This window comes from Singulisphaera acidiphila DSM 18658 (genome assembly GCF_000242455.2).
Taxonomy (GTDB): Bacteria; Planctomycetota; Planctomycetia; order Isosphaerales; family Isosphaeraceae; genus Singulisphaera; species Singulisphaera acidiphila.
The window spans coordinates 8,471,955-8,487,232 of record NC_019892.1 but is presented as its reverse complement, the minus strand read 5'-3'; the positions used below and the strand labels follow the sequence as shown (position 1 = coordinate 8,487,232).

The 15,278-nt window shown below is 61.2% G+C and carries 11 protein-coding genes; 7 read left to right on the top strand and 4 right to left on the bottom strand.

Annotated features, from left to right (window positions below; all coding sequences use genetic code 11):
• Positions 1–179 precede the first annotated feature (179 nt).
• The 3 genes from aroE to SINAC_RS32975 form a co-directional block, all read right to left on the bottom strand.
• Positions 180–1,037 (bottom strand): shikimate dehydrogenase, encoded by an 858-nt coding sequence (gene aroE, locus SINAC_RS32985; protein WP_015249879.1) that lies wholly within the window; start codon positions 1,035–1,037, stop codon positions 180–182.
• A gap of 68 nt (positions 1,038–1,105) precedes the next feature.
• Positions 1,106–1,810 carry a metallophosphoesterase gene (locus SINAC_RS32980; RefSeq protein ID WP_015249878.1) on the bottom strand — a complete coding sequence of 235 codons (705 nt, stop codon included), beginning with the start codon at positions 1,808–1,810 and terminating at the stop codon, positions 1,106–1,108.
• Positions 1,807–2,487 carry an MBL fold metallo-hydrolase gene (locus SINAC_RS32975; protein ID WP_015249877.1) on the bottom strand — a complete coding sequence of 227 codons (681 nt, stop codon included), beginning with the start codon at positions 2,485–2,487 and terminating at the stop codon, positions 1,807–1,809. Before SINAC_RS32975 ends, SINAC_RS32980 begins: the two co-directional genes overlap by 4 nt.
• Before the next feature lie 360 nt (positions 2,488–2,847).
• Here SINAC_RS32975 and SINAC_RS32970 point away from each other — a divergent pair, with 360 nt between their 5' ends.
• The 7 genes from SINAC_RS32970 (at position 2,848) to SINAC_RS32940 (ending at position 12,334) form a co-directional block, all read left to right on the top strand.
• Entirely contained in the window at positions 2,848–4,059 is a 1,212-nt protein-coding gene (locus SINAC_RS32970) for a DUF1571 domain-containing protein (RefSeq protein WP_015249876.1), read from the top strand.
• Positions 4,060–4,541: 482 nt separating this feature from the next.
• Complete coding sequence (gene rimI / locus SINAC_RS32965) at positions 4,542–5,072, top strand: ribosomal protein S18-alanine N-acetyltransferase (protein WP_015249875.1); 531 nt, start codon at positions 4,542–4,544, stop codon at positions 5,070–5,072.
• 204 nt (positions 5,073–5,276) lie between these two features.
• Positions 5,277–6,338, top strand: a complete 1,062-nt coding sequence (locus tag SINAC_RS32960) for a hypothetical protein (protein WP_020466455.1) — start codon at positions 5,277–5,279, stop codon at positions 6,336–6,338.
• 179 nt (positions 6,339–6,517) lie between these two features.
• Positions 6,518–7,891: an outer membrane protein assembly factor BamB family protein gene (locus SINAC_RS32955; RefSeq protein WP_015249873.1), complete on the top strand. Its 1,374-nt coding sequence runs from the start codon at positions 6,518–6,520 to the stop codon at positions 7,889–7,891.
• A gap of 142 nt (positions 7,892–8,033) precedes the next feature.
• Entirely contained in the window at positions 8,034–9,632 is a 1,599-nt protein-coding gene (purH, locus tag SINAC_RS32950; RefSeq protein WP_015249872.1) for a bifunctional phosphoribosylaminoimidazolecarboxamide formyltransferase/IMP cyclohydrolase, read from the top strand.
• A 667-nt stretch (positions 9,633–10,299) separates the two neighbouring features.
• Positions 10,300–10,965, top strand: a complete 666-nt coding sequence (locus SINAC_RS32945; RefSeq protein ID WP_015249871.1) for a methyltransferase family protein — start codon at positions 10,300–10,302, stop codon at positions 10,963–10,965.
• A gap of 568 nt (positions 10,966–11,533) precedes the next feature.
• Positions 11,534–12,334: a class I SAM-dependent methyltransferase gene (locus tag SINAC_RS32940; RefSeq protein ID WP_015249870.1), complete on the top strand. Its 801-nt coding sequence runs from the start codon at positions 11,534–11,536 to the stop codon at positions 12,332–12,334.
• A gap of 237 nt (positions 12,335–12,571) precedes the next feature.
• Here the strand turns inward: SINAC_RS32940 and SINAC_RS41620 are convergent, their stop codons facing one another.
• The gene (locus SINAC_RS41620) at positions 12,572–15,148 is read right to left on the bottom strand and encodes a YXWGXW repeat-containing protein (protein WP_154673740.1); all 2,577 of its coding nucleotides are present in this window, start codon (positions 15,146–15,148) and stop codon (positions 12,572–12,574) included.
• Between the last annotated feature and the right edge of the window lie 130 nt (positions 15,149–15,278).

The following is a 15,278-nucleotide window of genomic DNA, read 5'->3' as shown; positions in this document are numbered from 1 at the left end:
GAGGCTTCTGCCCTAAGTGGCAATAAAGACTAGAGTTCCGTTGTTTTGGGTGGATTCCGACGGCGGACCGAGCTACCGAACCAATTGTCAACATTGCCGCCCCTTCTTGGTTCACCATTGTAAAAATGGGAGGCGAAGGTGTCACTTCGCTTCTTGGAAAATGTCAAGTGAAATTGGATTCAGGGCAAGAAGAGGGACTCGAGTGCCTTCCGCATGACATTGGAATCGGGCTCATGTCCTGACCAGAGTCTTATGCCGATGACTCCCTGGTTAACGAGCATTCCAAGGCCGTCAAGGACCTGACATCCCCTGGTTTCCGCCTCGCGAATCAGCCAGGTTCGCGGTGGATTCGGGATCACGTCGCTTACGATCATGCCGGGACGCAGGGTTGTGAGGTCAATCGGGACACGGGCTTCCACGTCCGGATAGAGGCCGATTGAGGTCGCGTTGACGACCAGATCGGTCCCGAGCGGGACTTGGTACCTTTCTTCCCAATCAGAAAAGTCCGTGGGAACCCCTGTTTTCTCGGAGATCAGCTTGGTGAGCACCTGACCACGGCCGCGATCTCGGTTGACGATGGTCATATGCTTAGCACCAGCCAGGGCCAGCTCGACCCCGATGGCCCTGGCCGCACCCCCCGCGCCCAGCACGACCGCGCGAAGGCCGGGGATCGGTCTAACCTCATGCACCGACTGGAGAAAGCCCTTGCCGTCGGTATTGTCACCAACCCACTCTCCCCCTTGGTTGATGACGCAATTCACCGCGCCGATTTTCTCGGCGGCCGGACTGAGACGGTCGAGGTGTTCGATGACGGCGACTTTGTGCGGGATGGTGCAGTTAAATCCTCGCCAGTTCATCGCCCGCGCGCCGCGAACCGCGGCGCCGAGGTCTTCGGGGCGGACTTCGACGGTGAGATAGCGCCAGTCGAGGCCCATCGCGGCGAAGGCGGGTTCGATCATGGCCTGCGTGGGGTTCTCGGCGACGGGAAAGCCAAAGACGCCGACGAGTTCCTGCTTGAACGAACGGATCGTGCTCAAGAGACTTCCTCCAAATCGTAGCTTTGCCATGAGTCCGATGAGGTGGTGGCCGCTTGAAGCTTACCCGATCAAGGCCGGGTCAGTTGTAGGGGCCGAAAGCCGATGGCGTCGGCGGCAACGCATTGATAGCGGACCCCGCGCACATCGCCCTGCACGGCGAGCGACCATTGCCCTTGGATGTGGAGGTGGCCGTAAAGGCAGGTGGTGACCTCTGCCTGCTCAAATCGAGCGACGCAAGGTCCAGGGCGGCGGTGCTGGTCGAAGGGGGGGTAGTGCCAGAGCACATAGAGCGGCTCGCCTTGATCGCGGAGCGGCGCGGCTTGCTCGAGGGCGCGGTCGAGCGTGGCCATCGCCTCCTCGGAGGCGGCGATGACTTTGGGGTCTTCGTCGTCCTCGAGGGGAACGGGCGCGCCTCGAGCGCCGCAGATGACGACGCCGTGGGTCTTCACCGCGTCGCCGTCGACGGCCAGGAGTGATTTGCGAAGCATCGGCCGGATCTTCTCGACGTCGTTCCACCAGGTGTCATGGTTGCCAGGCGCCAGGACTTTCGTCCCGGGCAGCCGGTCGAGCCAGTTCAGGTCGGGCTGGAGGTCGCGATGGTTGCGCGCCATCGAGAGGTCGCCGGGCAGGAGCACCAGGTCGGCCGGGCGGATCACCGACCGCCATTCACGCTCGATCTTGGCGACGTGATCGCGCCAGCGCTCGGCGTAGCGCTCCCGACGGTCGGGCCGAGCGAACGAGAGGTGCAAGTCGGCGATCGCCCAGATGGTCATGACGGCCCGATCTCGTGGAACCCGGCCCGCTCGCCGACGAACGGGTTCGATTGCTTCTCGTTAGCGACGGTGGTGATCGGCCCGTGGCCGGGAAGAACGAGCGTCGCATCGGGCAGGTTAAAGAGTTTGGCCCGGATGCCGGCGATCAGTTGCGGGCCGTTGCCCCCGAGGTCGGTCCGGCCGACGGAGCCGGCGAAGAGCACGTCCCCCCCGAAGACAAAAGGGGTGTCGAACTGGTCGCAGACGAAGACGACCGAACCGGGGCTGTGTCCGGGGATCTCCCGGACCTCCAAGGAAAAACCGGCCGCCTCGAGTCGCTCGCCGTCGGCCACGAGTTGATCGGCGGGAGGGCTGGTCAGCGGGAAGCCGAACGGGGCGCTGAGGTTGGCTTGGGGGTCGCTGAGGAGTGCCGCGTCATTGCAACCAATGATCAGGGGGGCGTCGGGATAGGCCTGCTTCATCGCCGCGTTGCCCGCGATGTGATCGACGTGACCGTGCGTGTTCAGGATGGCCGTCAACCGTAACCCCTGGCGCGACAGCAGGTCGAGGATTGCCTCCGCGTCGAACCCAGGGTCAATCACCAGGGCTTCCCCTTGGCCGCGTCGCCAGGCGACATACGACATCTCGCCGAACGGGGCCGACTGGATTGCTTCAATGGTGTACTCCGTTGACGCCATGCTTGCTTCCTTGTCTTTTGAAAAAACGTGAACTCGTCAGCGGGAACCGATTGTAATTTCGCGCAGACATGGGCAAAAAATACAAGATCGAGCTGGCGAGCTTCGCCCCTTGGACTTCGAGTCACCCCCGAGTTCGGATTATCCGATGATGGGAGGGAGAAATCGATCCGGCGTTGTCGTGGCTTAGGAATTGCATGCCAGACTTGGTACGACAGGCCAATCACGCCCAGTCTTGACCTCATTCTGACGGTCTGTCGCCGAAAACGCACTTCCCAACCCACTGCATCGGTATTGATCGGCGCATTGCCATTGCGCCTTCGCTGATCGAGCCGTCTGAGATCGATAAGAGAAGGAAGTCCCATGATCCCGAAACCGAAACAGCGGTTCGACATCAAGGATCGGGGCCAGGCGTGGAAAGGCCGGATCCTGACCACTCTGGGAACCCTCGGCGCGTCGGCGACGGTGTGGGCAGGGGCAGGGATGGGCGGTGAAACGAGTCGTTGGGAATTGCCCGACGGCACGCATTTGTATTCGACCGCCGAGGCGCCGTTCGATTACCGGGGGCCGGTTCCGACATTGCTACTGGCGATGCTTGACCCCACGGCCGCCAACAATCCGCGGGCCGAACCTCGCTTCGACTCCTCATTTCTTCGCGCCCAGAACCAGGCCGCCGAGCCCAATTCGGTCGCAGCCTTCTCCGAGAGCGAGCCGGCGAAATCCAAAGCGAGCGAGCGCGAGACCGAAAACGCAAAGGAGCAGGAGCGGCGGGAGGTCGCCCCTCGGGTTGCGAGCGCCGCCAGCCGGGCGCGGACTCAGAGCTTGGAACACCCACCAGGATCCACCGCATCCCTTTCGACCGCGACGGCCGAGGCCTCCCACGACCCAATCGTCATGGCCAAGCAGGCGATCGCCGATTGTGAGGCCCGTTACAAAAAAGTTCAAGATTATACGTGTACGTTTCATAAGCGCGAGCGGATCGACGGCCGGCTCACGCAGCCTTACATCATGGCGATGAAGTCGCGGACGCACCCGCACAGCATCTACTTCAAGTTTCAGCGGCCTAAGAAGGGACGCGAGGCGATTTACGTTGCCGGACGTCATGGCGGCAAGATCGTTGTTCACGACGTGGGCTTGGGGAAACTGATTGCCGGGACGATGAATCTTGACCCCCACGGTTCGATGGCCATGGAGGAGAATCGCCACCCTGTGACCGAAGCGGGCATCGGCTCGCTGATCGCGAGCGTGGCTCGGCACTGGTCGATCGAGCTGACTCCGGGGGAGTCGCGCGTCACCTTTCATAAGGACGTACGCGTCGGCAACCGTCCTTGCACGATGATCGAGTCGGTCCATCCTGAGAAGCATCCCAGCTACCTCTTTCATATGGTCAAGCTCTACATCGACCATGAGCACGGCCTGCCGATTCGCTTTGAGGCCTACGACTGGCCCAAGCGTCCCGGGGTATCGCCCGAGCTGGTCGAGGAATATAGCTATCTAAACTTGCAAACCAACGTTGGGCTTCGCGATCAAGACTTTGACGCGGCCAATCCGCAATATTCGTACGGCCGATTCTGACGGGTATCGGGCCGAAATTCGGCCTCGAGACCTTACAAGTGGCGGCCAACTCGATGTGGGTTGGCCGCCGCTTTTTTGACGCTGCGATGGCGCGTTTTGAAGCGGCTCGATTAATCCGCACAATCCTCACGAGCCTGCCGTGATCTGGCCGATATCTAACTTCGGTGAGGGGGGGCGCCGGAAGGGAGCCGCCTCTCGGGCGAGGGTTTGGCGCGTCGGGGAGTGTTGCTAGGGACGGACGAGTTGAACCGGTTGAGGCCTGCGGAAGCGGCCTTGGCAGGCAACAGGCCCTTCGCTAGAATCCGCCTCGCCTCGGGGGCAAGGCCCGGTTCCTCTGGTTCCAGCGGACCGGGAGTTCCTGGGCCGGGGCGTCCCTTCCAGCTTGACTACTCGCGCCGAAGATGATGCGGGTCAGATTTCGCCGACCGCCCCCGCTGCGGGGGATGGTCTCCGTCCGTCCGTTCCATGGAAGGAGAGGCTCGATGAGCACGGTCCCGACCACTAAGGCTCAGGTCCGCGTCCATATTCGCTGGATGATTCGTCGCGACATGCCCGAGGTACTGGCTATCGAGCACGCCAGCTTCGAATATCCCTGGTGCGAGGAGGAATTCCTCCGCGTCCTGAGGCAGCGCAATTGCATCGGCATGGTGGCCGAGTACGGCGAGCGAGTCGTCGGGTTCATGATCTACGAACTCCACAAGAACCGGCTCCATGTGCTTGACTTCGCCACTCACCCCGAGTTTCGCCGCCAAGGGGTGGGCCAGCAGATGGTCGCCAAGCTGGTCGGCAAGCTTTCCAGCCACCGGCGAACCCGGATCGCGCTCAGCGTTCGGGAGACCAACCTCGTGGGCCAATTGTTCTTCCGGATCCAGGGCTTTCGCGCCATGGAAGTCGTCCGCGAGCACTACATGGACACGGCCGAAGACGCCTATGTCATGCAGTACCTGCTCGACGAATCGGTGCTTGATGAGCCGATGCCGACCAATCGGATCGCCAAACAGTACGAGAACTGATCGAGCCCGAGCCTGCTCGATCGCTCCCGACCCCAAAATACTCGCGCGGCCCGCGCGGGCCAGCCCCCCTGGCCCGCGCGGGCCGTTCGGTTATGTGTCCCCGAGCCTCGAGAATCCAATGGTCCCCAGGCCTTCGATTCGCGATAATCCAAAAACAGGGAAGACACACGATCGGACTGGTCCCGCGAGATCCCCCTGACTCTCATGACTGACATACCTGACGCCGCCGTGGGCCTGATTCCAGGCTCAACCTCGCCTCTCGCTCGAGCACAAGGGGAGAGCGAACCTTCCCGTCAGGCCGTCCCCAAGGTGACGCCTGATCTCGCCTCTATTGCCCCATGGCTCCAGGCTGGGTTCTTGATTGTTGGTGTTTTCTCGGCCCTGGGAAGCAGCTCTGTCCTGTTCGCCGGGCCTGCGCTGCCCTGGTCGCAGAAGCTTCCGTTGATCCTCGATGCGCTCACCCGGGTTTTCGCCTTGGCCCTGATCGGGTGGCTGATCGCTCGTCTCGTCCAAGCGTTGGCGACTGCACTCGACGTCCAGGCGATGCGCGTGGCAACGGCCGAGTCGGCCGAGCGTCTGCTGATTGCGGCCCTAGGCCGAGTGGCCGAAGCCCTCGAGCGGTCGGCGACCGTCGCCCCCTCCCGAAGTCCGGTTCCAGCGGACCCCGCAGCCGAGATCGGCAAGGCGATCCAGGAGGCCAAGTGGGATCACGCCGGCACCTTGGTCCGCGAATTCATCGCGGCCCATCCCGACGAGCCGGACGGGTCCCGACTCGCTCGGGAGCTCGAAACCTCGCGCGCGGTGGAAGCACGCAGCCTTCGCGGCAAACTCGACGCGGCCCGCGAGGCCAATGACCCTGACCGCGTTCTGGAACTCCGCGACGCGTTCCGGCCCCTCCTCGACGCCGACGCTCTGCGAACGCTCGATCAGGAGTTGATCCGTTGGCTGATGGCCTTGATCCAGAAGCGACTTCGCGCCGGGACGATTCGGGTCGACGTGGTTGAGCTTGCCGCCAAAGTGGCCGAGCGGTTCGACCACACATCGGAGGGAGCGAGCCTTCGCGCCGCACTCCCCACCCTCCGCCGCAGCGCCGGGCTCTGCGCTCGCTGCGGGAAGCCGTACACCGGCATCGACGACGCTTGTCCCGACTGCCTGAAGGCCCAGTCCCTTCCCACCTTCGGAACCGAATTCGACCCGGAAGTGGACCCGGAATCGACCGAAGGAGACGATCCGGATCGAGCCCTCTTTTCAGATGATTCGGTATAATGGAAACAATCCGAGGTGGGCACGGTGCGGATGAGCCACCCCGACGGAGAAATTTCGAAATTCCCGAGTGTTCCTGAACCGCCCAGCTTGACCGGATACGAAACGTCGGATAGTGATAAAGTGAGACTTTCCTATTTGGTTTGCACCTTAAGTCGTCGGCAACGGGAAAGGAGCGGGCCATGTCCCGCCGAATCGTACTAAGCTGGGTCTTCCTGGCACTGATGGGCACATCGGTTTGTGCTCAAATTCCGATCTCTCGCGATCTCCTGCCAACACGCACTGCCCTCGGGCGGGTGGGGCTTGAGCGACATTGGATGGCCGCGGTCCCGATGGAGCCGACCGAAAAGCTCCTCGAGATCAGCATGGCGGACAACCTGATTTTCGCTCAGACCAGCCACGCCGGATTCCATACGTTCGACGCCGAGACCGGCCGCCTCCTCTGGTCGGCGCACTTGGGCCATCAATTGCAGGATGCCTTCCCGGCGTCGGCCAACTCGCGAATGGTCTTCGTGACCAACTCGAACCAGCTCTTCGCGCTGGACCGAAACACAGGTCGGAAAGTCTGGGTTGAGAACCTTTCCGTGTTGCCCTCGAGCCCAACGGCCTGCGACGAAGAGCAGGTGATGGTGGGGCTGAGCACGGGAGTGATCCGCTCCTTCACTCTGTTCGTCAAGGACGAGAAGGGGGTGGTCGTCAAGGACACGAAGGGCCAGCCGTTGGTTTCTCCCCGGGCCTTGTTTGCGTGGAACTGGCAAACCGGCGGTCCGTTGAAGTCACGACCGATGCCTGCGGGTCGCATGGTTGTGTTCGGCGGGCATGATGGCCGCGCTTACGTCGCGCTTGCCGATACGCCCAAGATGCTCTATCGGATCGCCACCGGCGGTGCCATCGAAGCGCCGATCTCGGCCTATGGGACGAGAACCTTCTTCGTTGCATCGGCGGATAAAAATGTTTATTCGGTCGACCTATTCACGGCGTCGGTGATGTGGGCGTTCTCAGCCGGTGCCCCGGTGCTTCAGGAACCGGTTGTCGCGGACCGCGACGTCTATGTCATCAATACGTCGGGCGTGATGAATGCGGTCGAGGTTGGCACGGGGAAAGCCCGTTGGTCCACCCCAACCCACGGCGGCCGACTGATCTCGATCAGTGAGAAGCGGCTCTATCTGGAATCGTACGATGAAGACCTCTTCATCGTCGACCGCGAGTCGGGCCAGATCGTCGCCGACCCGCGATCGACCTACTCTCGCGCGGGGCTGAACCTTCGATCGTATGATCTCAGCCTGACGAACACGTTGAACGACCGGCTCTACCTGGCTTCGTCGTCGGGCATGATCTTCAGCATCCGCGAGGCCGGCCTGACCAAGCCCCGATTGCTCCGTGATCCGAAGGCACCCAAGTTTGGATTTATTCCTCCCGAAGGCGTTCCCATGGAGCCTCCTTCCGGGATCACAGCTCCCTCGAATCTCACCGCGCCCGAGCCGGGAGACGAGCCGAAACCGGCTGACGCGACTCCGGAAGATGAACCTGCGCCTGCTCCCGAGGAGGAGAAGTAAGGTCTACCCTGAACTCAGTTTTGTCAGATGACTTTTTCGCTGGGTGGTTGCCAAGCATCGAACTCCGGCCGTAACCGGAGTTGGTGCTTGCGGCCACCCTTGTCGCGTTGTTTGAGAACCGTCGGAGTGAAACGAGGGTCGAATGCACGAGATCGTACCAGTCCGCCGGGCTTTGTTGAGTGTCAGCGATAAAACGGGTCTGATCGAACTGGCTCGCGTTCTGGCGGGGCAGGGAGTCCACTTGCTGGCCAGTGGTGGAACCCGTACGGCCCTGACCGAAGCGGGCCTCGAAGTGACCGAGGTCTCCGCCTATACAGGACAGCCCGAGATCCTGGGCGGACGGGTCAAGACTCTCCACCCCAAGCTCCACGGCGGGATCCTCGCGCGCCGCGAACTTGCCGAGGACCTCGCCGCCCTCGAGGCGCAAGGGATCGAGCCGATCGACCTGGTCGTGGTCAATCTCTATCCGTTCGAGGCAACGGTCGCGCGTGCCGAAGTCACGTTCGAGGAGGCTGTCGAAAACATCGACATCGGCGGCCCGAGCCTGATTCGAGGGGCCGCCAAGAACCACGCCCATGTGGCGGTGCTTACCGACGCTGCTCAGTACGAACGCCTGGCGAAGTCGCTCCAGGAGCAGGGGGGGACCACCCTCGACGAACGCAAGGCGCTCGCGCTGGCGGCCTTCGCCAAATGCGCCCGCTATGATCAGGCGATCGCCGATTACCTCGGGCAAGTGGTCGGTTCGGGCGATGGGGAAACCGAGGCCTTCCCGCCGACCTTGCACCCCCGCTTCGAGCGCCGGGCGGTCCTCCGGTACGGGGAGAACCCGCACCAGCGCGCGGCCTTCTATGTCGAGCCCGGGACGGTTGGCCCCAACCTCGCGACGGCCCAATCGATTCATGGCAAAGAGCTGTCGTACAACAACCTCCTCGACCTCGACAGCGCCTTGCGCTTGATCCGCCACTTCGCCGAACCGGCCGCGACGATCCTCAAGCACAACAATCCCTGTGGCGCGGCCATTGCCGACACCTTGGCCGAAGCCTTCGAATTGGCCTACGAAGGCGACCCTGTCAGCGCCTTCGGCGGGATCGTCGGCCTGAATCGCCGGGTCGACCGCGCGACCGCCGAACGGCTCTGCGCCCCTGGCCGCTTCATCGAAGCGATTGTGGCCCCTGGTTACGATCCCGATGCCCTGGCCCTGTTGACCACCAAGCCCACCTGGAAGAACAGCGTTCGCCTGCTCGATCTGGGTGGTCCGATTGGTCCCGATGCGCCCGCTCCGGCCGGGTTCGACCTTCGTCGCGTCGAAGGAGGAATGCTCGTCCAGGACTGGGACACCATGGAAGCGGACCCCGCCTCCGGTACGGTCGCGACCAAACGGGTCCCGACCGCGGCCGAGCGCGTGTCGCTCGGGTTTGCCTGGCGGGTCTGCCAGTCGGTTCGCTCGAACGCGATCGTACTGGTCCGCGACCGGCAACTCGTCGGCGTCGGCGCCGGGCAGATGAGCCGTCTTGATTCGGTGCGGATCGCCGTGTCCAAGGCCGGTGAGCGCGCGGAAGGAGCGGTCCTCGCCTCCGACGCGTTCTTCCCGTTCCGTGACGGCCCTGACACGGCCGCTTCGGCCGGCGTGACGGCCTTGATCCAACCGGGCGGCTCGAAGCGTGACAACGAGACCTTGGCAGCCTGCGACGAGCACGGGATGGCCATGATTCTCACCGGCCGCCGCCACTTCCGCCATTGATTTGGCATGCAGCAATGAGCCGCCAGCGGGCGGTCTAATCCCGTGAAAACAGGCACGGTCAGCAGCGGAATCGTTCTGCGGCTGGCCGTGTTTTGTTTTTGGAAATCACGAGAACTCGGAAGCATTGGGAATCGCATTGCATTCTGTGAGGCCCGTCCTTCTAAGGTGGTAGTTTAATTAAGATATTCTTGTGTTTAAAATATTTTTTTTATTTTTGCTTGCGTCGTTGTTCGGAGTTCGTCCGGGACGAGGATGAGCTCGAGATGTTTGTGGCAATCGACTGTTGATGATATTTGTGATTTTGTTAAATTCTGTTTTTTTTTGAAAAAATGTGAAAATTTTATTTTTTGATTCGCGATTATTTTTGAAATAAATTAAAATTAACAATTTGTTATTTTAATTATGATTATGTTGCTGTGCGGATGGCTTTTGCGGGAAAGCGTAATGGGGGCATTCGTCAAGAGAGGACTGTTGCCAGTGCAAGAGGAAGGTGGCACTGTTGCCTTCTTTGCAGAAGTTGCATGACTGAGTATTGGTTGCAATGAGAATGTGGATATGGTGTAAGAGGGTTTCCTGGCCCTTATAATAGATTCTATCGGTGGACGAAGGATCTCTTGGCGTATCCCGAGTTCGGGCGGCACGCCACCGGCTAAGGAGGTCAGGAATGATGAAGCCTTTACCGACGTGGGGCATGGTGCTTTTCATCGCGGTGTCCTTGGTGCTCTATATCGGGCTCGCGGTCTGGGGCTGGGGCGGCTGGTCCGCGTTCATGGCGCATCCCGCTCGAGCCGGTGCCGTCGTTGCGATGGTCGTCATCTCGGTCGCGGCGGCGTTCACGAGCGGTAATCTGTCAAGTGGCCGGCGCGAGGACACCACGAACCGTTGGGTTTTGCTACCTTTCATAATCCTCGGTTTCGTCTTGGGGTGGCTGCCGGCGTATACCGACCGCCGTGGCATTGGGACGATTGACGGCGATGTGGTGCGCTACTTTGGATTGGCACTATTCGTCGTCGGGAGCGTTCTCCGGCTGGGGGCCGTGTTCGTGCTGGGGCGTCGGTTCAGTGGCCTGGTGGCGATTCAGGAAGGCCACGAGCTTGTGACCGGCGGCCTCTATCGCGTGATCCGCCATCCCAGTTACCTCGGTCTGCTGTTGGGCCTCTTCGGTTGGGTCCTGGTCTTCCGCAGTGCGGTCGGCGTTCTGGTCTCGCTCTTGCTGCTCCCGCCGCTGGTTGCACGTATGAACTCCGAAGAGGCCTTGCTCGAGTCGGAGTTCGGCGAGCGGTACGCTGACTATCGTCGCCGCACCTGGCGGCTGCTGCCGTTTCTCTACTGAGTCGAATGGCCCCAAGGTAACCGTAGAGCAAGCTGTGCGACCCATGGGATCCGCATATCGCCGAGCGATTCGTCTCTCGAACACTTGGGCTGTAATTGGTCCGCGCTCGGCTTCCAGTTCCGATTCGACCGATTGAATCGGGGATGACTGGGGCCTCTCGGCTGGCCGAGCAATCTGGCCCTGTCCGCCTGCTCGATGCCGACGGAAATGAACCTCTCCCAACTCAGCCAGCCTCAGTATCCGAATCTGATCCTGCTTTTCCAACAGTCGCAGAGTCGAGGTTCACACACGATCTCGCTCAGGGAAAGCTAGCGGCTGCTCTGGATTGATACTTGTGCCCCAGCGTTTCAACTTGAGTGCAAACCAGAACTTCGACACCATCGAAGTCGTCTCGTTTGGACATCGTCCAGCAGGGCCGTAGACAAACTCAAACCCAGTCCCTATCCTTTTCCCTTGAAACCAAGCGTGCATGGATCAGGATTGCCGGAGCCGAGCGAGGCCGATGTTCACTCGTCGCTATGGTGAACCGGAGTGAGTCTCGCTCGCTATCATTATTAGGATGAGCATCATGTTACATATTGTTGAAGAGCCTGTCGTTTCCCGCTCGCTTCTTACTCGATGCCGGCTTTTTCTTAAATATTTTATGTGGCCAGGCACGAATTGGGTCAGTAGAGAAAAGTCAAGACTTGTGAAAATGCTAATTCCAGGTACTTCCGAGTCGCCGGTTCGGACTCTCGACTGTGGGTGTGGAAATGCTTATTTTGCCCATCAAGCCGTGCTCCGAGGCGCGGTCTGTACGGGAATCACGATCCACGAGTGGGAACGAGACCACTGCGAGGAAATGCGAGATTACCTCGGTGTCCCGAAAGATCGGATGTCGTTTCAGGTGGTTTCGCTCGATCACTTCGCCGCTGACGAGGCATGTCGAGGCAAGTTTGATCAGATCCTGTTGCTCGACGTGATCGAGCACATTCTCGATGCCGACGCAACCCTTCGCCAGATTCACGAACTCTTAGATGAAGACGGGTTCGTTTATATTACAACGCCTAACCGCGATTGGCAGGCGAATGCTGATCATCTTCGCGTGAGTCGGATTGAGAATGGGTGGCACGTTCGCAATGGTTATACGATGGAGCAACTCGAGGCGATCCTAGAACGGAATCAGTTCGAACCGATCGATCGCCTTCGATTCGGCACCCTCGGCTCCTCGGTTGTGACCCGGATTCAGCACTCGTTGTTTCGCTCGCGAATCGACCTCCTTACCGTCCTTTTCTTCCCCTTTTTGAAGCTTCTTGCCCTTGCCCTTTCTCCCTGGCGCGATCCCCATACCATTTTTGTTCTTGCCAGAAAGAAATCCCGCCCCAATTGAAGTCTCCCCAACGCATGAATTGAACCTGGGGGCTTTCACGATTCCGTCTGCGACGAGACGAGCAATGGACGGCCATGATCATGACTGCTCGCCGTTGCTTCTGGCATCAGTTCTCATGCAAGAATGAGCTGCCTGCGAGCGAACCGGAATCGAAAAACAGGCAGGGCCAGCCGCGGAATTGATCCGTGGCTGGCCCTGTCTTTGCAATGCTCGAGGACTTGCCGAAACGCTTCAGGATCAGCGGTGACCACCACCGCCGTGGCCGCCGCCCCCCCCATGTCCCATTCCGCCGCCACTGAAGCCTCCCGCGTGGCCACCACTGAAGCCGCCCGCGTGACCGCCGCCGCTGAAGCCCCTTGCTCCGCCAAGGCCTCCCATTTGGCCGCCGCTGAAGCCCCGTGCCCCGCCACCCATGTTTCCGGGATTGAATGCGGGAGCCGAGGATCCACGAGCCATTGCGCCGCCGCCACCAAATTGGTGGGCCGCTCCCCCCATTCCACCCAAGGCATTTTGCTGGGGCATGCCTCCGCCACGGTGTGTCGGGATTCCCCCGAGCGAACCCATGCCTTGGTTTAGGCCTTGAACTCGGTTGAGGTTCGCCGCGCCTCCCAGGTTGTTTCCTCCCCCATTCAAACCGCGGTGGACAGGAAGTCCTGCTCCGTTGCCCAAACCAGGCTGTCCGCCGTTTCGCAACGCGTTAGCATTGAGGCCGTTGAGGTTGGCCCCGTTGGGGCGCAATGCGTTGGCATTGAGGCTGTTGAGGTTGGCCCCATTGGGGCGCAATGCGTTGGCATTGAGGCCGTTGAGGTTGGCCCCGTTGGGGCGCAATGCGTTGGCATTCAGTCCGTTGAGGTTTCCGCCGTTGTTTCGCATTGCGTTGAGGCCGTTGAGGTTCGCACCTCTGTTGTGGATTGCGTTGGCATTGAGGCCGTTGAGATTGGCCCCGTTGCGCTGCAGCCCATGATTCGTCCCCAAGCCGTTGAGGTTTCCGCCGTTCGGGTTCAGACCTCCAAATGGCGAACCATTGCGCGAACCGTTGAGATTCGCTGCGTTGTGGCCAGGTCCTGAGGTGTTCGAGGTAAACACGGGACGCGCTGCCGTGTGGACGCGGGATGCGTGCTGGGCACCGTTGAAGCCGGCGTTCCAATTCGACCCAGCTAGCCCTGACCGGCCGTGCTGAGATTGCGAGGCGGTTTGGAATGGGCTGGCGAATGGCCTTGATGACGGGGGCGCAATCACTCCGTTGCGATGACCGCCCAGACCACCACCTGCGTGATTATTCCCCAGGCCCAGGTTTCGGCCCGCGCCGATCGCCTGCACGTTACGGACGTTGTGATTCACGAACCGTGAGTTGGGCGACGGGATTGAAAAATTGTTGCGGCCGTTTCCCCATTGGCCGTTCCCTCCATGTCCGTTTCCCCAACGTCCATTGCCAACGTGGTGGTTCCCGTGCGGGCTGAATGGGAAGTGATTGCGACGAGGGAAGCCACCCCGGCCGAAGCCGCCACCGAAGCCTCCGAAGAAGGGGAAGCCGAACCCGCCGAAGCCAAACCCAAAAGGATATCCGAACCCGCCGAACCCGAGTCCAAAGGGATACCCGAATCCCCCATAGCCCAGGCCTCCGTAGCCAAATCCGCCGTAGCCCAGGCCTCCGTAACCGAACCCGCCGTAGCCCAGGCCTCCGTAACCGAATCCGCCGTAGCCCAGGCCTCCGTAACCCAGGCCTCCGTAACCGAACCCGCCGATTGAGCACATGTAGGGATATCCGAGAGTCCCGTAGAAGGGATAATCGAGATAGCCGTAATAGGGGGAGACTGTGCCGTACGCCGCATAGCCGTAGTAGCTGCCGTTGGCGTCGTAGTAACAGCCGGGGTAGCCGTCGTAGTACGAGTTCGGCCGTCCGAAGGCACCGTAGAGGAGTCCGTAACTCTGGGGCGAAATCTGGGTGTAGGGTTGATACACCGTGTCGCCGTTACGAGCGGAAGGATCGACCGAGGCCGGGGCAAACAGGGTTCCACGGTCGTCGAGCGTCCGATCCCAGTAGCCTTCCTGGAACGTCCACCCCTCCGGCTGGCGAACCCACTGCGCGGGGACCCACGACCAACCTTCCTGCGCTTTGGCCCAGAAACCAGGCTTCCAGACGACGCCGTCGCCGTCGGGGAAGTACTGGCCGGGAACGTAGAAGTGGTCGGGGCCAGGTGATTCGCCAGGCACGTCGGCAGGGTGATCGGCTGGGGGCCCATCCTTACGGAAGTCGAGCCGATCGGTCTTCCGCTCGCTCCAGAATCCGGCGACTCGATACCAGCCCTTGTCGTCTCGTTTCCAGTAACCATTGACCCAGAATCGGCCGGGAGGAGGAATGCGCCAGGTCCCGGTCACCCAGAGGAAGTCTTTACGGCCGTCGTCCCAGTCCCAATAACCTTCGACCCACTGCGCGTTCGGGTTGGGAGCTTCGACCCCGGGTCGCTCCATAATTGGCGCAGGGGGAGCTTTTTCAACCCGATCAGGATCACCATCCTTGGCGGGCGAGATGAACGCTTCGTGGACCGGCCCGTCGGTCAGTGCCTTGACCGGCCCCCCCTCATCGGCCGGCTCGGCAGGAGCGCCCGGAGGCAATGCGCCTGGGGGAGGGGGGGGAGGGACATCTGGGCCGGCAACAGCCGCGTCCGGGCCAGCAGGCAGCGGTGTGACGGCAGGCGGGTCCAGCGGCAGCGGGTCGGCTGGGGCTTGAGCGGCAGCCGTGGAATGGTGTTCATCAGTCCATGGTAACAGGGCCAGGCAGAGGCCAAGTCCGATGGTAAGTCGGTGTTTCATGGGACGCACTCCGCCGGGCGGGTGATTGCTGAGCAATGGGGTCTATTGAATTGATACGAGAGTTGGTTCGGAAAGTGCTAAAGACGCCAGAATTTTCTCGATCGATCCCAGCGAGTTCGCCTCTTCGTCA